General features: G+C 62.4%; 23 protein-coding genes and 1 pseudogene. 13 read left to right on the plus strand and 11 right to left on the minus strand.

Annotated elements, in window-relative coordinates; all coding sequences use genetic code 11:
* Positions 1-57 precede the first annotated feature (57 nt).
* The 6 genes and pseudogenes from purM (at position 58) to nadB (ending at position 5,299) form a co-directional block, all read left to right on the plus strand.
* A complete protein-coding gene (gene purM / locus FHS54_RS11465) occupies positions 58-1,152 on the plus strand; it encodes a phosphoribosylformylglycinamidine cyclo-ligase (RefSeq protein ID WP_167303944.1) in 1,095 nt (364 codons plus the stop codon).
* Positions 1,153-1,262: 110 nt separating this feature from the next.
* Positions 1,263-1,841, plus strand: a pseudogene (gene purN / locus FHS54_RS11470) (phosphoribosylglycinamide formyltransferase); the annotation flags it as partial.
* A gap of 40 nt (positions 1,842-1,881) precedes the next feature.
* Positions 1,882-2,181, plus strand: a complete 300-nt coding sequence (locus tag FHS54_RS11475; protein WP_167303946.1) for a terminase small subunit — start codon at positions 1,882-1,884, stop codon at positions 2,179-2,181.
* 130 nt (positions 2,182-2,311) lie between these two features.
* Positions 2,312-3,238: an ABC transporter ATP-binding protein gene (locus tag FHS54_RS11480; protein ID WP_167303947.1), complete on the plus strand. Its 927-nt coding sequence runs from the start codon at positions 2,312-2,314 to the stop codon at positions 3,236-3,238.
* Complete coding sequence (locus tag FHS54_RS11485) at positions 3,235-3,690, plus strand: DUF559 domain-containing protein (RefSeq protein WP_167303948.1); 456 nt, start codon at positions 3,235-3,237, stop codon at positions 3,688-3,690. The genes FHS54_RS11480 and FHS54_RS11485 overlap by 4 nt, the downstream gene beginning before the upstream one ends.
* 4 nt (positions 3,691-3,694) lie before the next feature.
* Positions 3,695-5,299 (plus strand): L-aspartate oxidase, encoded by a 1,605-nt coding sequence (gene nadB, locus FHS54_RS11490; RefSeq protein ID WP_167303949.1) that lies wholly within the window; start codon positions 3,695-3,697, stop codon positions 5,297-5,299.
* A 17-nt stretch (positions 5,300-5,316) separates the two neighbouring features.
* On the opposite strand, the gene FHS54_RS11495 is transcribed toward nadB, so the two are convergent.
* Positions 5,317-6,174 (minus strand): alpha/beta fold hydrolase, encoded by an 858-nt coding sequence (locus FHS54_RS11495; protein ID WP_167303950.1) that lies wholly within the window; start codon positions 6,172-6,174, stop codon positions 5,317-5,319.
* A gap of 157 nt (positions 6,175-6,331) precedes the next feature.
* Between FHS54_RS11495 and FHS54_RS11500 the strand changes: the two genes are divergently transcribed.
* Positions 6,332-7,477: a serine hydrolase gene (locus tag FHS54_RS11500; RefSeq protein ID WP_167303951.1), complete on the plus strand. Its 1,146-nt coding sequence runs from the start codon at positions 6,332-6,334 to the stop codon at positions 7,475-7,477.
* 39 nt (positions 7,478-7,516) lie between these two features.
* Here the strand turns inward: FHS54_RS11500 and metH are convergent, their stop codons facing one another.
* The 4 genes from metH to FHS54_RS11520 all read right to left on the minus strand — a co-directional run bounded on the left by metH (position 7,517) and on the right by FHS54_RS11520 (position 13,177).
* On the minus strand, positions 7,517-10,117 hold the full coding sequence (gene metH, locus FHS54_RS11505) for a methionine synthase (protein ID WP_167303952.1): 2,601 nt from the start codon (positions 10,115-10,117) through the stop codon (positions 7,517-7,519).
* A gap of 116 nt (positions 10,118-10,233) precedes the next feature.
* Positions 10,234-11,280, minus strand: coding sequence for a homocysteine S-methyltransferase family protein (locus tag FHS54_RS11510; protein WP_167303953.1), 1,047 nt, complete (start codon positions 11,278-11,280; stop codon positions 10,234-10,236).
* Complete coding sequence (gene metF / locus FHS54_RS11515) at positions 11,277-12,212, minus strand: methylenetetrahydrofolate reductase (RefSeq protein WP_167303954.1); 936 nt, start codon at positions 12,210-12,212, stop codon at positions 11,277-11,279. Before metF ends, FHS54_RS11510 begins: the two co-directional genes overlap by 4 nt.
* Positions 12,209-13,177: an ArsR/SmtB family transcription factor gene (locus FHS54_RS11520; protein WP_167303955.1), complete on the minus strand. Its 969-nt coding sequence runs from the start codon at positions 13,175-13,177 to the stop codon at positions 12,209-12,211. The genes metF and FHS54_RS11520 overlap by 4 nt, the downstream gene beginning before the upstream one ends.
* Positions 13,178-13,382: 205 nt before the next feature.
* On the opposite strand from FHS54_RS11520, the gene FHS54_RS11525 reads away from it, so the two are divergent.
* Together FHS54_RS11525 and FHS54_RS11530 are read left to right on the plus strand one after the other, a co-directional pair.
* Entirely contained in the window at positions 13,383-13,610 is a 228-nt protein-coding gene (locus FHS54_RS11525; protein WP_167304428.1) for a circumsporozoite protein, read from the plus strand.
* A gap of 79 nt (positions 13,611-13,689) precedes the next feature.
* A complete protein-coding gene (locus FHS54_RS11530; protein WP_167303956.1) occupies positions 13,690-13,914 on the plus strand; it encodes a hypothetical protein in 225 nt (74 codons plus the stop codon).
* Positions 13,915-13,970: 56 nt separating this feature from the next.
* Here the strand turns inward: FHS54_RS11530 and FHS54_RS11535 are convergent, their stop codons facing one another.
* Positions 13,971-14,381, minus strand: a complete 411-nt coding sequence (locus FHS54_RS11535; protein WP_167303957.1) for a glycine zipper 2TM domain-containing protein — start codon at positions 14,379-14,381, stop codon at positions 13,971-13,973.
* A gap of 238 nt (positions 14,382-14,619) precedes the next feature.
* Here FHS54_RS11535 and FHS54_RS11540 point away from each other — a divergent pair, with 238 nt between their 5' ends.
* Positions 14,620-15,606, plus strand: coding sequence for an esterase-like activity of phytase family protein (locus tag FHS54_RS11540; RefSeq protein WP_167303958.1), 987 nt, complete (start codon positions 14,620-14,622; stop codon positions 15,604-15,606).
* Positions 15,607-15,715: 109 nt separating this feature from the next.
* Here FHS54_RS11540 and rpmB read toward each other — a convergent pair whose 3' ends face one another.
* Entirely contained in the window at positions 15,716-16,009 is a 294-nt protein-coding gene (gene rpmB / locus FHS54_RS11545) for a 50S ribosomal protein L28 (protein ID WP_167303959.1), read from the minus strand.
* A 156-nt stretch (positions 16,010-16,165) separates the two neighbouring features.
* Between rpmB and FHS54_RS11550 the strand changes: the two genes are divergently transcribed.
* Both FHS54_RS11550 and FHS54_RS11555 read left to right on the plus strand, forming a co-directional pair.
* A complete protein-coding gene (locus FHS54_RS11550; RefSeq protein ID WP_167303960.1) occupies positions 16,166-16,387 on the plus strand; it encodes a hypothetical protein in 222 nt (73 codons plus the stop codon).
* A 38-nt stretch (positions 16,388-16,425) separates the two neighbouring features.
* Positions 16,426-16,884: a nucleoside deaminase gene (locus FHS54_RS11555; protein WP_167303961.1), complete on the plus strand. Its 459-nt coding sequence runs from the start codon at positions 16,426-16,428 to the stop codon at positions 16,882-16,884.
* On the opposite strand, the gene FHS54_RS11560 is transcribed toward FHS54_RS11555, so the two are convergent.
* Positions 16,846-18,747 carry a hypothetical protein gene (locus FHS54_RS11560; protein WP_167303962.1) on the minus strand — a complete coding sequence of 634 codons (1,902 nt, stop codon included), beginning with the start codon at positions 18,745-18,747 and terminating at the stop codon, positions 16,846-16,848. The genes FHS54_RS11555 and FHS54_RS11560 overlap by 39 nt on opposite strands.
* Before the next feature lie 46 nt (positions 18,748-18,793).
* Between FHS54_RS11560 and FHS54_RS11565 the strand changes: the two genes are divergently transcribed.
* Entirely contained in the window at positions 18,794-19,210 is a 417-nt protein-coding gene (locus tag FHS54_RS11565) for a GtrA family protein (RefSeq protein WP_167303963.1), read from the plus strand.
* A gap of 95 nt (positions 19,211-19,305) precedes the next feature.
* Here FHS54_RS11565 and FHS54_RS11570 read toward each other — a convergent pair whose 3' ends face one another.
* The 3 genes from FHS54_RS11570 to FHS54_RS11580 all read right to left on the minus strand — a co-directional run bounded on the left by FHS54_RS11570 (position 19,306) and on the right by FHS54_RS11580 (position 21,611).
* Positions 19,306-19,599, minus strand: a complete 294-nt coding sequence (locus FHS54_RS11570; RefSeq protein WP_167303964.1) for a GIY-YIG nuclease family protein — start codon at positions 19,597-19,599, stop codon at positions 19,306-19,308.
* 108 nt (positions 19,600-19,707) lie between these two features.
* Positions 19,708-20,508 carry a LytR/AlgR family response regulator transcription factor gene (locus FHS54_RS11575; protein WP_167303965.1) on the minus strand — a complete coding sequence of 267 codons (801 nt, stop codon included), beginning with the start codon at positions 20,506-20,508 and terminating at the stop codon, positions 19,708-19,710.
* On the minus strand, positions 20,505-21,611 hold the full coding sequence (locus tag FHS54_RS11580; RefSeq protein WP_167303966.1) for a sensor histidine kinase: 1,107 nt from the start codon (positions 21,609-21,611) through the stop codon (positions 20,505-20,507). Before FHS54_RS11580 ends, FHS54_RS11575 begins: the two co-directional genes overlap by 4 nt.
* Between the last annotated feature and the right edge of the window lies 1 nt (position 21,612).

Here is a 21,612-nt window from a genome sequence, read left to right on the forward strand (position 1 = left end):
AAGCGGCAACCCATTTGCCGTTCCGTTTTCCGCGTCATTGTTCTAGTGGGGCCAGCCATGAGCGACACCGAATCCTATAGCTACGCCAAAGCTGGCGTGGACATCGCGGCAGGCAATGCACTGGTCCGCGCCATCGCCCCCTTGGCCAAGGCGACCCGCCGCCCCGGCGCAGACGCGGAGCTTGGCGGCTTTGGCGGCTTCTTCGACCTGAAAGCCGCTGGCTATGACGACCCGCTGCTGGTCGCCGCCAATGACGGCGTCGGCACGAAGCTCAAGCTCGCCATCGACCATGACCGCCATGATGGCGTCGGCATCGACCTGGTCGCCATGTGCGCCAACGACCTCATCGTGCAGGGCGCTGAGCCGCTCTTCTTCCTCGACTATTACGCCACCGGCAAGCTGGAGAGCGGCGTCGCCGAACGCGTGATCGCGGGCATCGCCGAAGGCTGCAAGCAAGCCGGTTGCGCCCTTATCGGTGGCGAAACCGCCGAAATGCCGGGCATGTATGCCGCCGGAGACTATGACCTCGCCGGTTTCTGCGTCGGCGCGGTGGAACGCAGCAAGGCGCTGACCGGCAACCGGGTGAAGGCAGGCGACGTCCTCCTGGGCCTCACCTCGTCGGGCGTCCACTCCAACGGCTTCTCGCTCGTCCGCCGCCTCGCCGCCGACAAGGGCTGGAAGCTCGACCGCCCCGCCATCTTCGACAATGAAGTCCTGCTCATCGACGCGCTGATGGCCCCGACCCGCATCTATGTGAAGCCGCTGCTGCCGCTGGTGCGCGACGGCAAGATCAACGCGCTCGCCCACATCACCGGCGGCGGCCTGCTCGAAAACATCCCGCGCGTCCTGCCCGAAGGCTGCCATGCCGTGGTCGACGCCGACGGCTGGGAACAGCCGCGCCTGATGGCCTTCCTGCAAGCGCAGGGCCATATCGAACCGGAAGAAATGGCCCGCACCTTCAACTGCGGCGTCGGCATGGTGCTGGCGGTGGACGCCGATGCGGCGGACAGCGTCGCGGCGGAACTGGAAGCCGCAGGCGAAACCGTCGTCCGCGTCGGCATCATCGAAGCTGGCGAAAAAGGCTGCACCGTCAAGGGCAGCCAGGAAACCTGGAGCGCCAAGGCCGACTGGACCGCCACGCATCTGGGCTAAATCAGAAGGCCGAGATAAGAATAACCGTTCGCCCTGAGCTTGTCGAAGGGCTTCACTTCTCTTCAAAGAAAGGGAGGGGCTTCGACAAGCTCAGCCCGAACGGGGATGATATGACAAAGGCAAAAGTCGGCGTTCTGATTTCCGGTCGAGGGTCCAACATGGCGGCGCTGCTCTACGCCGCCAAACACCCGTCCTGCCCCTATGAGATCGTCCTGGTCGCCGCCAACGACCCGCAAGCCGCTGGCCTCATCCTCGCGCAGGCAGAAGGCATCCCCACCTTCGCCCAAAGCCACAAGGGCCTGAAGCGCGCCGAGTTTGACCAGATCATCGACGGTGAACTGCGCAAGGCTGGCGCAGACTATGTCGCGCTCGCCGGATATATGCGCCTGCTCTCGCCGGAATTCGTCGCGGGCTGGGAAAACCGGATGCTCAACATCCACCCCAGCCTCCTCCCCAAATATAAGGGCCTCGACACCCACCAGAAAGCACTGGACGCGGGCGACAGCCATGCGGGCTGCTCCGTCCATGTCGTCACCAGCGAACTGGACGATGGCCCGGTGCTCGCCCAGACGCCGGTCGCGATCCTCCCCGGCGACACCGCCGACAGCCTCGCCGCCCGCATCCTCATCGCCGAGCATCAACTCTACTCCCGCACCCTCGCCGACTTCGTCACGCGCGATCGCCAGCCACCCCTTCCAAAATAGGATTTCGCCTGATCTATCCTGCCGGATGGAACAGCCCCTTCCCACCCCGCCCGCCGCGCCTGACCTGACGCCGCCATCCAGCCATGGCCGCTGGACTCCGGCCCGTCAGCGCCTCTTCCTCACCGCCCTGCTCGAAACCGGCAACGTCTCCCATGCCGCGCGCTCGGTCGGCATGTCGCGATCCAGCGCCCATCGGCTGCGACAGCGCCTCGCCGATACCGCCTTCGACCGCTGCTGGACTGACGCGCTCAAGATTCACGCCGCCCGCATGGCCGATCCCTTCGCGCTTGAAACAGCCGCGCGCGCCCGCCCAACCCCGTCCTGATCCCGTCGCGCACCTGTCGCGTTCCCGCCGCAAACCCGGCGAGTTGCGGTCAAATTGCCCGACAACGGTGTGAACTTCGGCGCACCCGCCCTCTTTCCTTAACCGCCTGCGATCCCCATAGAGATCAGCCATGACCGAAACGACCCAAGCCGCCATCGAGATCACCAACCTGACCAAGGTCTATGCGGGCGGCAAGCGCGCGCTGGACAACATCAACCTCACCATCCCGCGCGGCCAGATCTACGGCCTGCTCGGCCCCAATGGCGCGGGCAAGTCGACCACGATCAACATCCTCGCTGGCCTCGTCAACAAAACCAGCGGCACCGCGAAAATCTGGGGCTTCGACATCGACCAGAACCCCCGCAATGCCAAGAACAGCATCGGCATCGTGCCGCAGGAAATCGTCTTCGACCCCTTCTTCACGCCTTATGAAACGCTGGAAAATCAGGCGGGCTATTATGGCGTACCGAAAGACCGCCGCCGCTCGCTCGAACTCCTGCGCGCCGTGCATCTGGAGGACAAGGCCAACGCCTATGCCCGCACCCTGTCCGGCGGCATGAAGCGCCGCCTGCTGGTGGCCAAGGCAATGGTCCACTCCCCGCCCATCCTCGTGCTGGACGAACCCACCGCAGGCGTCGACGTCCAGCTTCGCCAGCAACTCTGGGCCTATGTCCGCGAACTCAACGCGCAAGGCGTGACGATCGTGCTAACGACGCACTATCTGGAAGAAGCCGAAGAACTGTGCGACCGCATCGGCATCATCAACCATGGCCGATTGATCACCGACAAGCCCACCCGCGAGCTAATCGCCATGGCGCAGGAAAAGGTCGTGCAGGTGACCGTCGACCGCGACGTGGCGACGGTGCCGGACGCCCCCTGCTTCGAAAAGGTAGAACTCTCCGACCCGCGCACTCTGACCATCACCTATATGAAGGACCGCGCCAATGCCGGGCAGGTCTTGAGCGCGGTGCAGGCCAGCGGCCTCTCCATCGTGGACGTGGTCACGAGAGACCCAGACCTGGAGGATGTCTTTCTGAACCTTACGGCAGCAGCGTGAGGGAAGAGGCGCAATCTTCTGCTCCCACTCCCGCAGGCGGGAGGGGGCCGGGGGGTGGGCCAGCGCGACCTTTCAAAAACCGAAACACCGCTCGCGCAAAATCCCTGAGGAACGAAGCCTCCCCACCAGAACGCCTCCTGTGGCAACACCTCCGCAACCGCCAGCTCGACGGCCACAAATTCAGCCGACAGATCCCCATCGGCCCCTACTTCGCTGACTTCCTCTGCCGCGAGGCTAAGCTGATCATAGAACTGGACGGCCTCACCCACGACAACAGCGCGGACTATGACGCCCGCCGCGACTCTCATTGCCGCGCCCAAGGCTATTCCATTTTACGCTTCACCAATGCAGATGTGCTGACCAATTTGGAAGGCGTGATGTCCCACATAACCACCACACTTGCGCATTTGCCCACCCCCAACCCCTCCCGCCTGCGGGAGGGGAGCGAGTAAGTCCATGCCCACCACCACTCACGACGTCGTCATCATCGGCTCCGGCGCCGCCGGTCTCACCGCCGCCATCAACCTGGCGCAGGACCATAAGGTCGTCGTCCTCGCAAAGGCCGCGCTCGACAGCGGCTCGACCAACTGGGCCCAAGGCGGCATCGCCGCCGTCCTCGACGCGGGCGACAGTTTCGAAGCCCATGTCAACGACACCATGGTCGCGGGCGCTGGCCTCAACAACCGCGAAACGGTCGAATTCGTGGTCTCCGAAGCCCCCGCCGCCATCGAAAGGCTGGCCGAACTCGGCGTCCCCTTCAACGGCGGCGAAGAGTTCGGCGAACGCTGGCACCTGACCCGCGAAGGCGGCCACAGCCACCGCCGCATCGTCCATGTCGATGACGCTACCGGCCACGCGGTGCAAGTCGCCCTGCTGAAGGCCGCGTGCGCCAATCCCAACATCACGCTGATGGAAGACATGGTCGCCATCGACCTCATCACCTCCCGCCATGGCGAACGCTATTCGGGCGACGGCCATGTCTGGGGCGTCTACGCCTTCAACAAGCGGACCAAGCATGTCGACGCGCTGCTAGGCAAAGCGACGATCCTCTGCACCGGCGGCGCGGGCCGCACCTATCTCTTCTCGACCGCCCCGCGCGGCGCGACCGGCGACGGTATCGCCATGGCCTGGCGCGCGGGCTGCCGCGTCTCCAACATGGAAATGAACCAGTTTCACCCGACCTGCCTCTATAATCTGGAGGTCAAGAATTTCCTGATCACCGAAGCTGTGCGCGGCGAAGGCGGGCACCTGAAGCTCCCCCCCGGCGTCCCCGGTGGCGGCGAACGCTTCATGCCCCGCTTCGACCCGCGCGGCGAACTCGCGCCCCGCGATGTCGTCGCCCGCGCCATCGACCATGAAATCAAGCGCCTCGGCCTGGACTATGTCCATCTGGATATCAGTCACAAGGACCCCGAATTCGTTAAACAGCATTTCCCGACCATCTACGCCCGGCTGCTCGATATCGACATCGACATCACCAGGGAGCCGATCCCGGTCGTCCCGGCGCAACACTATACCTGCGGCGGCGTCATCATCGACCTGGATGGCCGCACCGACATGCCCGGCCTCTATGCGGCGGGCGAAGTCACCGAAAGCGGCCTTCACGGCGCCAATCGCCTGGCGTCCAACTCGCTGCTCGAATGCTTCGTCTTCGGCGATGCAGCGGCCCGTCACATCCGCGCCCATTGGGACGAACTGCCCACCCCTCCCCCGATCCGCCCGTGGGATGAAAGCCGCGTCACCAACAGCGACGAGGAAGTCATCGTTCAGCATAACTGGAAGGAAATCCGCCGCTTCATGTGGGACTATGTCGGCATCGTCCGCACCACCAAGCGGCTGGAGCGCGCGCAGCACCGCATCGACCTGCTCGCCAAGGAAGTGGACGAATATTACGGCCATTTCCGCGTGACGCCCGACCTTATCGAGCTGCGCAACCTGCTGGAAGTCGCGCGGCTGGTCGTCCGCTCCGCGCTCCGTCGCAAGGAAAGCCGGGGGCTGCACTATACGCTGGATTACCCCGACATGCTGCCAGCGGCTGTGGATACCGTGCTGGCACCATGAAATCGGGCAGGATCTTTCTAGCGGATCAGAAACTGCTCCAGCGCCGTCACAAAACGTGCAGGCTGGTCAGCCATGACGACATGGCCGCTGGGACCGATCGGGGCCAGCTTCAAACCTTTCTTGGCGGCATAGGCGGCGCGGAAGGTGCGGCTGATCTGCGCCGACTGCGCCGGATCGGACCCGACGGCATAGACCACCTCCATAGGCGCGCTGATCCGGCCCAGTTGCGGCCCCAGATCGACATTGGCCAGGTCGCGCAGGGCATTGGCGATCACGTCGGGATCGCTACCGCGCGCGCCCGGCGTTTCCGCCAAAATCTGCGCCAGATAAGCGCGCCCTGCCTTGGTCCCCGTAAAATATTGGCTCAATTGACCGGCAAGATAGCCCATGCCGCGCGCGGTCCCGCCGACCATCGCCGCGCCTGCGGGCAACATGTCCACAACCATGATCCGCGCCCCCACGCCCTTCAACCCCAGCATCATCGCCAGCGTCCCGCCCATGCTATGGCCGACCACGGCGGGCCGGACCAGACCGGCCGTGCGGACATAGCGGGCGATCTCATCGGCCAGCGGCTGGATCAGCGGCCCGCTGGCGTTCGCATCGGGGGCAAGTCCGGCAAAGCCGCGCACATGGACAAGGTGCCAGCGACAGCCGGGGACCTTGTCCAAAATGTCGGCCCACAGCCCCGGACCGCTCGCCAGGCCGGGGATCAACAACACATCGCGTCCGCTCCCCCGCGTCGTCATCGCAATCCTGCGCGACGCGAACGGTGCGGGCGCTGCCTTTGCCCCGTCTTGATCGAACAGGAACATCCCGGCGCAAGCACCCGCGCCGACCCGCAGCAATGCCCGCCTATTGATGTCCGAACCGTTCATGCCATGCCTCCTCACCCATTCCGGCTGAACGAAAGATGAGCGCCGCGCGTCAATCCGTTCAGCCTCCTTACATCGCAAATGTGGAATCATTCGTCGCATCTTCCTTGTCAGTGGAAGGGAGCGAAGCGCCTAATCACGGGAGAGTTCGGGGACATTGATGTTTAAGCGAAATGGTGGGCGCGGTTGGCGCCCGGAAGGCGGATCGGCCCGCCTGATATTGTTGGTAGCGGCGCTTTCAGCCTGTGTCAGCGCTCCGGTGGAGCCCCAGGCCCGTGCCACCCAAAGGGTGCAGCCAACCACCGCGACCTTTCCGATCAAGCGGGTCGCCAATCCTCCCAAACCGTTCCAGGAACTGGACGTCGACCAGCGGGAGACTCCCCCTCCCGCGCTGGTCAGCGTCGTGCGAAACCTGGGCCAAAGCTTCCAGGGCAAGGTCGGCATCGCGGTCCGCCGCATCGGCAGCGACTGGACGGTCGCCTGGAACGGCAACGCGCTCTTCCCCCAGCAGAGCGTGTCGAAACTGTGGGTTTCGATGACCTTTCTGGACGCGGTGGACAGGGGCAAGATCCGGCTGACCGACACCACGACCATCACCAGGAAAGACCTCACCCTCTTTCACCAGCCAAGCGCTGCGCTGGTCGGCACCAGCGGCTGGACGACCACCTATTCCGACCTGATGCGCCGGGCCATGACGCAGAGCGACAACACGGCGAACGACACGATGCTCCGCGCGGTCGGCGGACCGGAAGCGGTGCGCGCTTTTCTGGCGCGGCGGACGATCAAGGATATTCGCTTCGGCCCAGGCGAACGGCTGTTGCAGGCCACCACCGCAGGGCTTGATTGGCGGCAGGATTATTCCATCGGCCGCAACTTCTATGCGGCCCGGTCCAGGCTGCCCCAATCAGTGCGGGTGAAGGCGCTCGACAATTATCTCGCCAATCCGCCGGATGGCGCCGCCCCCACCTCCATCGTCAAGGCGCTGGCGAAGCTGAAGGAAGGCGACATGCTCTCGCCCGCATCGACCCAGCTGTTGCTGTCGACCATGAGCCAGGCGAAAACCGGACCGCAGCGCATCAAGGGCGGCGTCCCGGCAGGGTGGAAATATCTCCACAAGACCGGAACGGGACAGGATCTTGCTCCGCGCTCGACCGGCTATAACGACATCGGCATCATGACCGCGCCGGATGGCACCAGCTATGCGGTGGCGGTGATGATCGGCAGCACGACGCTGCCCATCCCATCCCGCTGGGAGTTGATGCAGGCAGTGGCAAAGGCGGTCGCGGCGAACCACGAAAAACGATAACCCTGCGGCAGGTTCTGCGCAGACGGTTCTTTTAGGGCCTCAATCCAAATTCGGCCGCAGCCAGCGCTCCGCCGTTTCGATATCCATCCCGATCCGCTCGGCATAATCTGACAGCTGATCACGACCCACGCGGGCGACGCCGAAATATTCCGCCTGACCATGCCCGAAGTAGAAACCGCTGACCGCTGCGGTGGGCAGCATGGCCAGGCTTTCCGTCAAGGTGATCCCGGTCGCATGATGCGCGTCCAGCATATCGAACAACAGCGGTTTCAGGCTGTGGTCGGGGCAAGCGGGATAGCCCGGCGCGGGGCGGATACCGCGATACTGCTCCCGGATCAGCGCTTCGTTGGTCAGCTGCTCACCCTCCGCATAGCCCCATAGGGCGGTGCGGACATAGTGGTGCAGCCGCTCGGCAAAGGCTTCGGCTAGCCGGTCGGCAAGCGCCTTGAGCAGGATGTCCGAATAATCGTCGATCGCGTTCTTGAACCGCGCCAGATGTGGTTCGATACCATGGATCGACACGGCAAAGCCGCCGATCCAGTCACCGTCATGGCTGATGAAGTCGGCCAGGCACATGTTGGCCCGCCCCTCACGCTTCGCAATCTGCTGCCGCAGCATAGGCAGACGGACATGACGCTCATCCTCGACATGGACAATGATGTCATCGCCCTCCCGACGGCAAGGCCACAGCCCCGCAACGCCGCGCGCCGTCAGCCATTTTTCGCTAACGATCCGATCCAGCATGTTCTGCGCGTCCTTGAACAGGCTGGTAGCGCTTTCACCGACCACCTCATCCTCAAGGATAGCCGGATAGTTGCCCGCCAATTCCCAGGCTCGAAAAAAGGGCGTCCAGTCGATATAATTGATCAAGTCTTTGAGGTCCCAATCGGGAAAGCGGTGGATGCCGGGCAGCCGCGGTCGGGGCGCTTTCAGCGCCTCATCCATTTCAAAAGCATTGGCGCGGGCATCCTCTATGCTCAGAAGCTGACTTTGCCCCTTGCCCGCGCGCGCCTTGCGCACATGATCATAATCCTCCTTCGTCTTCGTGACGAAATCACTTTTCTGCGTTTCGGAAAGCAATGCGGTCGCCACGCCCACGGCACGGCTGGCGTCCAGCACATGCACCACCGGCCCAGTAAAAGCCGGATCAATACGCAAGGCGGTATGCACGCGCGACGTGGTCGCACCGCCGATCAGCAGCGGCATGGTCATGTTGGCACGTTGCATTTCCTGCGCCACCGTCACCATCTCGTCGAGCGAGGGGGTAATGAGGCCGGACAGCCCGATCATGTCAGCGTCGTTCTCATTTGCCGCCTTGATGATGTCCTGCCAGGGAACCATCACGCCCATGTCGATCACTTCAAAGCCGTTGCACTGCAGCACGACGCCAACAATGTTCTTGCCGATATCATGCACGTCGCCCTTGACGGTCGCCATGATGATCTTGCCCTTGCCCTTGGCGCCCGGCTCCTTAGCCGCTTCGATGAAGGGCAGCAGATGCGCCACCGCCTTTTTCATGACGCGAGCGGATTTCACCACCTGCGGCAAGAACATCTTGCCCGCCCCGAACAGGTCCCCCACGACGTTCATGCCGTCCATCAGCGGGCCTTCAATCACTTCGATCGGCTTGGTAGCGGCAAGGCGGGCTTCCTCCGTATCCTCCACCACATACATGTCTATGCCCTTGACGAGCGCATGTTCCAACCGCTTGGAGACAGGCCAGCCACGCCATTCCTGCGCCGCCTTTTCCGACGCCGCATCCTTACCCTTGTAGCTCTCCGCCAGCGCGACGAGGCGGTCGCCCGCTTCGGGGTCACTGTTCAGCAGCACATCCTCACACGCCTTACGCAGCGCCGGGTCGATCGCGTCATAGACGTCGAGCTGACCGGCATTGACGATCGCCATGTCCAGCCCCGCCGGAATGGCGTGGTAAAGGAAGACGCTGTGCATCGCCCGGCGCACCGGCTCATTGCCACGGAAGGAGAAGGAGAAGTTCGACAACCCGCCCGAAATATGAACATGCGGGCAGCGCTTCTTGATCTCCCGGCACGCCTCGATGAAGTCGACGCCGTAATTATTATGCTCCTCGATCCCCGTCGCCACGGCGAAGATATTGGGATCGAAGATGATGTCCTCCGGCGGAAAGCCAATGGTCATCAGCAGCTTGTAGGCGCGCTCGCAAATCTCGACCTTGCGAGCCTGCGTGTCCGCCTGGCCGGTTTCGTCGAAAGCCATGACGACCACCGCCGCGCCATAGGCCATGCACTTACGGGCGTGGTCGAGAAAGGCTTCCTCCCCCTCCTTCATGCTGATCGAGTTGACGATCGGCTTGCCGCTGACGCATTTCAGACCAGCTTCAATCACTTCCCATTTGGAACTGTCGATCATCACCGGCACGCGGCTGATGTCCGGTTCGGAGGTCATCAGCTTCAGGAAGGTCGTCATTGCCTCGACCGCGTCGAGTAGGCCTTCGTCCATGTTGACGTCGACGATCTGCGCGCCGCTCTCCACCTGGTCGCGGGCGATGTCGATGGCGGCGGCATAATCGCCCGCCATGATCAGCTTTTTGAACTTGGCCGAACCGGTGACGTTGGTGCGCTCACCGATATTGACGAAAGTGGCGGTGGAGGTCTGGGTCATGGGATCAACTTTAATCCGTTCGGGCTGAGCTTGTCGAAGCCCAACCCTTCTTGAAGACAAGTATTGCCCTTCGACAAACTCAGGGCGAACGGAGGAGAGATGACTCCTCCGGTATTTCAGGCCGCGATATGCATAGGCTCCAGCCCGGCCAATCGCGTCACCACAGGGAGTTCGGGCACAATGCGGGGCTTGTGCCCCGCCAGCGCCTTCGCCACCGCGCCGATATGCGCGGGCGTCGTTCCGCAGCAGCCGCCGACCATGTTGACCAGCCCCTCATCCACCCACTGGCGAATGAGCGAAGCCGTCGTTTCCGGCAGTTCGTCATATTGCCCCAACTCATTGGGTAGTCCGGCGTTGGGATAGGCCAGGATCAGCGTGTCCGCATTCTTCGCCAACTCGCTCAGATAAGGCCGCAGCAGATCCGCCCCGAACGCGCAGTTCACCCCGATGGTCAACGGCTTCAGATGCCGCAGCGAATACCAGAAGGCATTGATCGTGTGCCCCGACAGGTTGCGACCCGACATGTCGGTGATGGTGAAGCTGAGCATCAGCGGAACCGGCCGCCCCGCCGCAGCCTCCGCCTCACGCGCGGCCATGCCGGCCGCCTTGGCATTAAGCGTATCGAAGCAGGTTTCGACCAGCAAAAAATCGACTCCCCCCGCGATCAGCGCGTCGCACTGTTCGCGATAATCCGCCTTCAGCGTGTCATAATCCACCTCGCGGTAGGCGGGGTCGTTGACATCGGGAGAGATGGACAGAGTCTTGTTCGTCGGCCCGATCGATCCGGCAACGAAACGCGGATGGCCATCCTTTGCAGTCGCCTTCTCGCACGCTTGCCGCGCCAGCTTCGCGGCGGCGATGTTGATGTCCCACACCAGATGTTCGCAGCCATAGTCGGCCATCGCGATCTTGGTGGAACTGAACGTGTTGGTCTCGATCATGTCCGCCCCGGCGGCGAGATAGGCGGCATGAATGCCTTCGACGATATCCGGCCGGGTCAGGCACAGAAGGTCGTTATTCCCCTTCTGGTCCTTGGCGAGATCCAGCGACCCGCGATAATCCGCCTCGGTCAGCCCATGTTTCTGGATCGACGTGCCATAGCCGCCATCGAAGATCATGATCTTTTCCGCCGCGACGGCGCGGAAGCGTTGTTCAGCGGTCATGCCGTCTTCTCCAGTCCAGCAGGCCGAAGCCCCAGCAGATGGCAGATCGCATAGCTCAATTCCGCCCGGTTAAGCGTGTAGAAATGAAAGTCGCGCACGCCGCCCGCATAAAGCTTGCGGCACAGTTCCGCTGCCAGCGTGCCGGAAACCAGTTGCCGCGCGGCGGGCAGGTCGTCCAGTCCTTCGAACAGCTTGCCCATCCAGCCGGGCACATCGGTATTGCACATCGCCGACATGCGCTGCACGGCGCCAAAATTGCTGACCGGCATGATGCCCGGAATGATGTCCGCCGTGATCCCAGCCGCCGCCGCCGTATCACGGAAGCGAAAGAAGGTTTCAGGTTCGAAAAAGAATTGCGTGATTGCCCGCGTCGCGCCTGCGTCCAGCTTGCGCTTCAAATTATCGATGTCGCTCTGCGCGCTCGCCGCATCGGGGTGGGTTTCGGGATAGGCGGCGACCGAGATTTCGAACGGATGACGCTTCATCAGGCCCTCGACCAGTTCGGCCGCACCTTGATAACCGTCGGGATGAGGGACGAACTTCGTCCCCGCTTCGGGCGGATCGCCACGCAGCGCAACGATATGGCGCACGCCTGCCTCCCAATAGCAGTCCGCCACGTCGTCAATCTCCGCCCGGCTTGCTGCGACGCATGTAAGGTGTGCCGCCGCCTGCAGCGACGTTTCGCGGGCGATCCGGGCGACCGTATTATGCGTCCGCTCCCGCGTCGAACCGCCTGCGCCATAAGTAACTGACACAAATTTGGGACCCAGTGGTGTCAGCGTTTCAATCGCCGACCATAGCTGGTCTTCCATCTTTTCCGTCTTGGGCGGGAAAAATTCGAAACTGACATTCAGGTCACCCGCAAGATCGGCATACAGCGGCGCTTCAAGCGCGCGCCGGGCCTCTTCGACGGAGGGGAAGGAAAGGGTCATGCGGAAATACGTCCTTCAATCGGCAGGATATGCGCGCCGCGACGCCGCCCCAGCCATAGTTTCACTGTCAACTCGTGGCCGGGCAGGCTTTCGACCCGATCAAGATCAAGCCCCGCCTGCACGAACCAGCTTTCCATCTGTTCATCGGAAAAACCGAGCCGCGCGTGCTGGTCGCGCAGCCGAAGTTCTTCCCGTTCATGCGCGGCGAAATCCGCGACCAGCACCCGGCCGCCCCCCGCCGTCACGCGCGCCGCTTCCGCAATCACCGCCTCAGGTGCCTGCGCATAGTGCAGAACCTGGTGCAGCACCACGGTGTCCGCATCGCCCGAGTCCAGCGGCAGCGCGCCAAAGTCGCCCAGCACCAGCGCATATTTGCCCGAATCCTCCGGCAGCTTGGCGCGCGCGATGCGCAACATGTCAGGGCTGCGGTCGAGGGCGGTGACCTGCTCCGCCGATGGGCCGAACAGTTCGATCATCCGCCCCGTGCCAGTGCCGATGTCGAGCAAGTGGCCGATCGGCTCCGCCTGCAACAGGGCCGTCATCGCCCGCTCTACATCCCGTTCGGGCACGTGCAGCGAGCGGATGGCATCCCACTTTTCAGCATGTTCCGCGAAATAGCTTTCCGCCGCGCGCGACCTGTCCGCACGCACCGCCGTCAGCCGCGCGAGATCCGCCTTTTGCCACAACTGCTCGCCTTCAGAGGGTGCAAGCTGGTCGAAGAGAGCGAGGAACGGTTCTGTTTGCCGACCCCGACGGAGGCGCAGGAATACCCAATTGCCTTCTTTCCGCCGTTCCACCAAACCCGCTTCGGCAAGGATGCGGACATGGCGGGATACGCGCGGCTGGCTTTGCCCCACCACCTGTGCAATTTCGCCCACGGCAAGCTCCATCGCCCGCAGCAGATGGATGATGCGCAGTCGCGTAGGATCGCCGAGCGCCCGGAAAATGTCGAGTGCCACACTCATCCAATGATCATATAAAGAAATCTTTATATGCGTCAATGATTGATCCCTAAACGCCCGATCCTGGCATGTTCAGCCTCTTACGCAGGAATGGGATTGCCTTGAGTCACCCAATTCACTACGAATCGGCTCCGCAGGCGCAAAAGGGGGGTGAACTTTTCTCCGAGAGTGGTCTGCGCAGTTTTTTTTCTCTGAGAGGGGTTTGCCCATGTCCAAGTCTATTGCTCTTTCGCTCGTTTTCGCCGCTTCGCTGGGCCTCGCTGCTTGCTCGGGCGGTTCGGAAAACGCCGCTAACGTTGCCGAAAATGCTGCTGAAAACGCTGCGAACGCTGCTGACAACGCGATGATGGCTGCTGAAAACGCCGCTGCCAACGCTTCGAACGCTGCCGAAAACGCCGCGAACGCTGCTGGCAACGCTGCCGCGAACGCGATGTAATTCCCGTTCGGGAATGAATTTCAGAAAGGGCCGCGCCGGTAACGGAGCGGCCCTTTCCTTATGGGAAGACATCAGAGCGATGGTGATCAACTCGCGGTCCATGTTCCTGCTACCGCTTTTTCTAGCCGGTTGCGGGTCGGGGATCGGTGACGACACTGGGCTCAGCCCCGGCGAAGCCAGCGCGCTGAATGAGGCCGCAGCCGAACTGGATACCCAAAGCCTCGCTCCGCAGGAGCAGGACAAGGGGCTCAACCCAGCGGCTTTGAGCGCAGCCACTGCCGACAGGCAGCGGACGGTACAATAAAAAAAGGCCGCCCAGAGGCGACCTTTTTCTTCATAATTTCCGGTCTACTAAGCGGCTCAGCAATCCCGGTCGATTGCCCGGCCCGCCAGTGCGCCCACGCCTGCCCCAACAATGGCGCCCGTAGTACCGTCGCCCCGACGCCCATAGCGTCCGCTACCCTTGCCAATCTCATTACCCAGCAGGCCGCCAGCGATGGCACCGATGATCGTTCCGCCCGTGCCGTTGTCACGGCAGCGATAGCCACCACGATAGCCGCGGTAATAATTGTTGCGGTAATAGCGCTCACCACGATAGCCGCGATAATGGTCTCCACGATAGCGACGATCACCCCGGTCGCCGCGATAATAGTCGCCGCGATCATAACGGCCCCAGCCGTCTCGGGCCTGTGCCGGAGCGGCAGTGACGACGAGGGAAGCTGCGGTCATGGCCAGCGCTGCCCCCATATTGATCAGAAACTTGGTTTTCATGGCGTTGCTCCTCGCATTTCCTTGCCGATGGCTGCTGCCCATCAGGCAACTGCATCGATTGACCCCTTTTTGCGCGATTCGCATTGAGCGAAGCCTGAATGGGCATGTCAGCCGCCGTTCAGGCAAATTTTTATGATCAGCCCTGCCGCTTGGGGAAGGGCGCGCGCCAGTCCGACCGGACGCGGGCATCGGTGCGATGGCAGTTGGTTCGGTGACCAGGATTGCCTATGGCATAAAGATGCGCCGAATCCTGATCGTATTATTGCTCGCGATCCTCCTCTTGCCAGCGCCGCACAAGAACAAGCCGGAGCTATTTGGACCGGGCCCTCTGCTCGTCAGGATCAGGCCGCTCCCGCTCAGTTCCATCGACCCTTCGATCCGGGAGGTGGGCGCGCTCCGTTATGTGGGTGGATGGCAGCTCAGCAGCCCGCATCAGGGCTTTGGCGGCATATCGTCGTTGCTGGTGGACTCGTCGGGGCAAGTCCTGGCGCTCAGCGATTCGGGGACGCTGATGGGCTTTGCCGTCCGGCCCAGGCCCGACAACCGCCACCCGTTCATCGCTCCGCTGCCCGTAAGGCCCAAGGACAGGGAGCAGCCGTGGTGGGCGTGGGATTCCGAGGCACTGGCCCATGACCCGACGACGGATCGTTACTGGGTCGGGTTTGAGATGCTGCAGAAGATTTGCCGCTATGGGCCGGGCTTTGCGCGGGCAGAGGCGTGCCGGACCTGGCCCGAGATCGAGGCATGGCCCGAAACCGGGTCGATCGAATCCATGACCCGCATGCCCGACGGCCGCTTCCTCGTCATCTCGGAAATGGGCATGACGGCTGACGGAAGCCACGACACGCTGCTGTTCAGCGGCGATCCGGCGGATGGAGCGACGCCCGCCCCGATTCACCTGCGCTACGTCCCACCACGCGGCTACCGCCCGACGGATGTGGTCGCGATCGACGATCGTCGCCTGCTCGTGCTCAACCGCAGGGTGACCTTGCAGGATCTGTTCACGGCAACGCTGGCCATAGTCGATCTACCCGCAGCCCCGCACCCCGGCCACAAGTTGAAAGCGCGCACCTTGGCGCGGCTGGCACCGCCACTATTGGCCGACAATTTTGAAGGCCTGGCCATCAGCCGTGAGCAGGGCCAGACGATGGTGTGGATTGTGTCGGACGACAATCACGAATTTTTCCAGCGCACCCTGCTTCTGAAATTTGCGCTGCGCCTCTGATCATCTGCGCCCAAATTGCTCCCGCCCGAATCATGGACATCGCAGCAGGGGAACGCAAAAAAGCGGCCCGTTTCCAGGCCGCTTCATGCCGAAGCAAATCGAACGAATGTCAGGCGGCTACAGCAGCCTGCTTCTTCGAGATGTCGCGCTTCAGGCGGCGCGCCTTCAGCGACAGCTTGTCGTCGTTGGTCTTCAGCAGCCAGTTGTCGAGACCGCCATTATGTTCCACCGAACGCAGGCCGTGGGTCGACACGCGCAGCTTCACCGTGGTTTCCAGCGTTTCGGAAATCAGCGAAACGTTCTGCAGGTTGGGCAGGAACACACGCTTGGTCTTGTTATTGGCGTGGGACACGTTGTGACCCACCTGGCGGCCCTTGCCGGTCAGCTCGCAGATGCGCGACATAGTCAATCAACCTTGTAATACATGTTCGATCGGAAAGCGGCGCGGATAACGGGATTCCCAGTCGCCGTCAACCCAGCGAAGTCGGCTAAAGGCGCAGCTTTCGCAACCCTTTCACCGGACAACGCGTTTGTGGTCCATATCTCGAAGGAGAGTGAAATGCGATTCATTGGTGGCCTGTTGCTGATCGTGCTGCTGATTCTTGCTGGCGGCATCGTCACCGGCTTTATCGATCTGCAGCAGACGCAGGAGGGCCGACTGCCCAAAATCGCGGTGCAAGGCGGCAGCCTGCCCAAATATGAGGCCAACGTCGCCAAGGTGGAGGTCGGCTCCCGCAATGAAACGGTGGAAGTTCCCACCGTCGATGTGAAAAGGCCGTGATCATTTCGTAACGCTGCACGATCCTGTATGGGGCGGCGATGGCATCGCCCTTCCCCCTTCCTGCACCGATGCGCCGCGCACTAGAACTGGCGCGGTTGGCGGAGACTGCGGGAGAGGTGCCGATTGGGGCCGTCGTGACGCTTGACGGCAGGATCATCGGCGAAGGCGAGAATCGTAACCGGCGCGACAATGACCCCACGGCTCATGCTGAGATCGTCGCGTTGCGCTCAGCTGCCCTCCATCTCGGGGATTTCCGGCTGGCCGGGTGCGACATCTGGGTGACGCTGGAACCCTGCCCGATGTGTGCGGGGGCTATATCTCACGCCCGGATCGCCCGCCTTTATTATGGCGCGGCCGACCCAAAGGGCGGCGCGATCGAACAGGGGCCTCGCCTCTATGCACAGCCCCAATGCCTCCACCGCCCGGACGTATATGGAGGGATCGCCGAGAAAGAGGCATCAGCGCTGCTGCGCGGCTTTTTCGCCGCCCGGCGCTGAATAATCGATGCGATAGAGCGTGTAGGGCAAGTCGACGCCGCTGCGCAGGGATATGGGCTTGAGCCAACCCGGCACTTCGCCCCGCATCAAATCAGCATAGAAGCCCTGTGGGCTGCGGGCCTGATAGACGGTTCCCTCGGGAAATCCGGGGCAGATCAACAGATAGGTCGCACGGTGTTGCGCCGCGATTGCCCGGAATGCATTGGCCGAGCCATCAAAACCATGATGGATATCGAGTATTGATTTGCCATTGCGATGATAGGGTCCGGCGATGGCGCTGTGATGGGTGGTGGCGATCAGCCGGGGGCCCAGGTCGACCATGGTGAAGATCGTGGCGGCGGGCAGTTGATCCAGCACCGCCAGCGCGGGCAGGCTGCGGCAGCGGGCGTTGGCCTTGTTGATGATCTTGTGCCGGGCGGCCACGACCGGGCGTTGCGGCTTGGCCACTTCGCCAGTCGTGCTGGCCCACAGGCGGTTCAACTGAGGATAGAGCGGGGTCGCGAAGACGGCCACGGCCAGGACCGCCGCGCCTGCGAGACCCGATAGCCGCGCGATCGGACGGCCGGTAAAAATGATCTGGATCACGCGGTGTGCGGCCCATGCAGCGGCGGGGATAGCGAGCAACTGCGCCGCCGGGCCTGCGCGCAACTGCCAAAAGAGGAGCGATGTGGAAAAGAGCATCATGAGGCCCACGGTCGCCCAGGCCCAGCATTTGTCGCTGTCGCGGCGCGAATCCCACAGACCCCAGATCAACCCAGCAAGCCCGGCCAGCGGGATCGCCATCAGCGGCACGACCAGATTGCGCGCCTGCGCGGTGATGGGCTTTGCTTCGCGGATGTTGGATAGCCAGAGCTTTTCCAGCTCAGGCGAGATCTGATAGGCGCCGGACAGGCATTGCGGCCAGTTGAGCCAGGCGAAGGCGGCGACCGCTCCCCCCACGATGATGCCCGCGCCTAGGCGACTGGGCCAACTGCGCAGGGGCAGCAATGCCAGCAGCGTCATGCCCGCACTAACAGCCGCAAATATGGCGACCCAGATGGGCGAGAGCGCATCGCACACCATCTGCCGGTTGGCATAGCTGGCGAACAGCAGGAACAGGATGGACACACTACCGCCCAGGCTGAGCGCATAGGGCAACATCCTGCGCCCCGCCCCTTCCTTGAACACCCAACGCAGCGCGATCAACGCCCCGCCAGCCGCCAGATAGACGATCATTTCCATGCCAATCGCGATCGACAGGGCGCTGCTCAACCCGGCGACCACGCCCCCGCGCAGCCAGTTGCGGTCGACAAGGCCCGCCAGCATCAGCACCGCCAAGGCCAGTTGCCAGCCATGATGGTCGACCCGCATCGGCATGAACATGCTGATGCCCATCTGCGCCGCAAAGGGTGCCAGCGCCGCCAATATCCAGCCATTGCCGCCAGCAAGCCTGCGACCGATGAAGCCCAGGCCCAGCATCAGCGGCAGCAGCGGCAGCAGCGGGGCAATGCCGCATGCCAGCCGATCCGCCTGCCCCTGTTCGACAAAGGCGCGGAAAAACAGCATCAGCGCGGCCAGCGGCAGATCGACCAGCCGCGACCAGTGGATGTCAAATCCGACGGGAGGATCGAGCCGATATTGCCGCAAATCGTACCAGCCCTGCCCCGCCAGCCAGTCCCGCACCTGCAGATAACGGATATTATCGTCCGTATCGTTCAAGGTCAGCCAGTGGATCGCAGGCCAGCACATGATGAGAAAGCAGACCAGGGCCGCCACCCACATCAGGAAGACAAGCCATTTCCAGTGTCGTTCCGCCCACCCCGGCAGACAGGTGAGCAGGGGCACGAAACGACCGCGCAGAGTGACGCCGCTTTGCAAGTTCATGGCGTGTGGATTAGAGGCTCCGCAACAAAGCGCAACGGGGCGATCCATGAAAATCCTTGGCCACTGGTCACCAGAGCGACAGGCCCTGTTCTGGCAAGTCGTGCGATACGGCGTCAGCGGCCTGTTCATCACCGCCTGCCAAGCCACGATCTACTGGACGCTGGCCGCGCCGGTCGGCCTGCACCCGCAGATCGCCAATGCCGTGGGGTATGGGGCGGCGGTGATGATCGGCTATGTGACCCACAGCGCCTTCACCTTTCGCGGCCATGGCGACCGCGACAATCAGGCCGCCCGCAGCGTCAGGTTCGTTGCCGTGTCGCTCGTCAGCTATGCGCTCAACGCGCTTTGGGTCTTTCTCTGCGTCACGCACATGCAATGGCCGGAATGGTCGCCCATCCCGGCCATGCTGTTCGTAACGCCCGCCGTTGTTTTCAGCCTTAACCGGCGATGGGTGTTTCGATGATGCTTGGGTTCTGAGTAGGTGGGAGCCCAGTACCAAGGCTGTTGATACAGGCAATCTCTGGACTGGGCTCCTGCCTGCGCAGGAGCACGGGGTGGTTAACCGACGATTTCGGTGAATAGGTCGCGCCATTGGGGGTTTGCTTCCTCGATCAGGCGCAGTTTCCAGTTGCGTTTCCATTTCTTCATGCGCAGTTCGCGCTGCCGGGCTTCCTGAAGGTCGTCATAAGCCTCGTAACAGACGAGGACGCGGCAACCATATTTGGCACTGAATTGCCCGCCAAAGCCGCTGCGATGCTGCCAGACGCGCTGGATCAGGTCGCTTGTCACGCCGAGGTAGAGGGTGCCGTTTTGGCCGCTCGCCATGAGGTAGACATAGCCGGGCTTGCTCATGCCGGACCTCTAGCGTGTTCCTGCGAAGGCAGGAACCCAGTTCCTGCCTCGTTAAATGATCTCGACGGCGGGACTGGGCTCCTGCCTTCGCAGGAGCACCCCTCCCCTTCAGTGGACGAAGCGGGCCACTACGTCGCGGTAGGAGCGGCTGACCTTTACCTGCGCGCCGGATTCCAGCACGAGGAAGCATTCGCCGTTGGTATGTGGTTTCACTTGGCGCACCTGGCTGAGATTGACGATGGTGGAACGGTGCACCCGCTGGAAATTACGGGGATCGAGCCGCTTTTCGAGGTCCTTCATCGTTTCACGCAGGATCAGTGAATTGTCGGCGGTGTAGATGCACATATAGTCGCCCGCCGCGTCGATCCGCTCGATCGAGTCCACGTCCACGCGGAAAATCTGGCCGCGATCCTTGATGTTGATGAGCTTTTCGAAACGATTGGCCGCCGGAGCGTCCCCGTCTGCGGCGAATTCATTCATTGCGTCCGGCGCGACTTCGGCCAGCACTTCGCGCAGCTTTTCCACTTCCTGCACCTGCCGCTTTTCGGACAAGCGCTGGCGCACGCGGTCAAGCGCATCGGCCAGGCGGCCTTCGTCCACCGGCTTCATCAGATAGTCGACGGCCTGCGCCTCGAACGCGCGGATGGCGTGGTCGCTATAGGCGGTCACGAAGATGAACAGCGGCGGTTCCACTTCCATCATCCCCTGCACGACGGAAAAGCCGTCGAAGCCGGGCATTTGAATGTCAAGGAACACAAGGTCGGGTTTATGCGTCTTGATAGCGCGGATGGCTTCACGGCCATTCGAGCAGGTTTCTACGATTTCGACATCCTCATGCGGATCCAGACGCAGCTTGAGGCCTTGAATAGCCAGGCTTTCGTCGTCGACGAGGATTGTTCTGATGGTCATGCGGCCACTTTCGATGGTTCATCCAGATTAAGCGGCATTTCGATAACGACCGAAAAACCGCTTGGCGTGGAACGCGTCTCTAGGCTTTGTCGTTCCCCGAAAGCCTGAATCAGCCGATCGCGGATGTTCGCCAAGCCAACCCCCGTCCCTTCGCTTGCCAGACTGTTCGGCCTGGTGAACCCTTCGTTCAATCCCGGGCCACTGTCCGATACGACGATCCGTACGTTTTCACCGGCAGGCTGCGCCGTGACGGAGATTTCGGCGCCATCTTCCTTCGGCGTGACGGCATATTTGATCGCATTTTCGACCAACGGCTGGAGCAGCAGCGAGGGCAAACGCGCCTGGGCCACGGCAGGATCGATGTTGAAGACAGGGCGTAGACGATCCTCAAACCGCATCTTTTCGATTTCCAGATAGAGTTTCAGTGTCTCCACCTCTTGCTCGATCGTGACCTGCGCCGTGGGTTCGTTGATCAACGTGTAGCGGAGGAAGGAGGACAGGCGTGAAAGCATCGCGTTCGCCCGGTCGGTCTGCTTAAGCAGTACGAGGGTGGAGATGCTGTTGAGCGTGTTGAAAAGGAAATGCGGATTGAGCTGGTATCGCAGCATCGCCAGCTGTGCGCTCGATGCCTGATTTTCCAGACGCAACAGCTGGTCGGCCTGCTCCTCCACCGTCAGGTAGAAATTGATCGCATAATAAAGCGCGGACCACGCCCCCAGCAACGTGATGCTGAGGTAGAATGCACCCAGGAACAATTGTAGCCCCGCCGTGTCGCTGCTTCTGTTCTGGGTGGAAAAGACCCAGGCATCGATAAAGGCGACCAGCCCCGCCGCCACGACCACGGTCACGATCGACGCGCCCCAGGTGACGATAGGCCGCTGTCGTTGCAGAAAGCGAAAGACCACCGCGATCAACAATGTCACCGAATAGCCCGTCACGGTCGAGATCACGACCGGGATGAGGCTGGACACCGGCTGGCCATTGGCGATGGTGGACGAACCGCGCAGCAGGAACGCGCCTGCCCATCCGGCAGATTGCAGGTTCCAGAAAGCGCGGTTCTTGTCAGCGAAAAAAGGCTGAGGTTGGATGCGATGCACAGACATT

Source organism: Sphingobium vermicomposti, from assembly GCF_011762025.1.
Classification (GTDB): Bacteria; Pseudomonadota; Alphaproteobacteria; order Sphingomonadales; family Sphingomonadaceae; genus Sphingobium; species Sphingobium vermicomposti.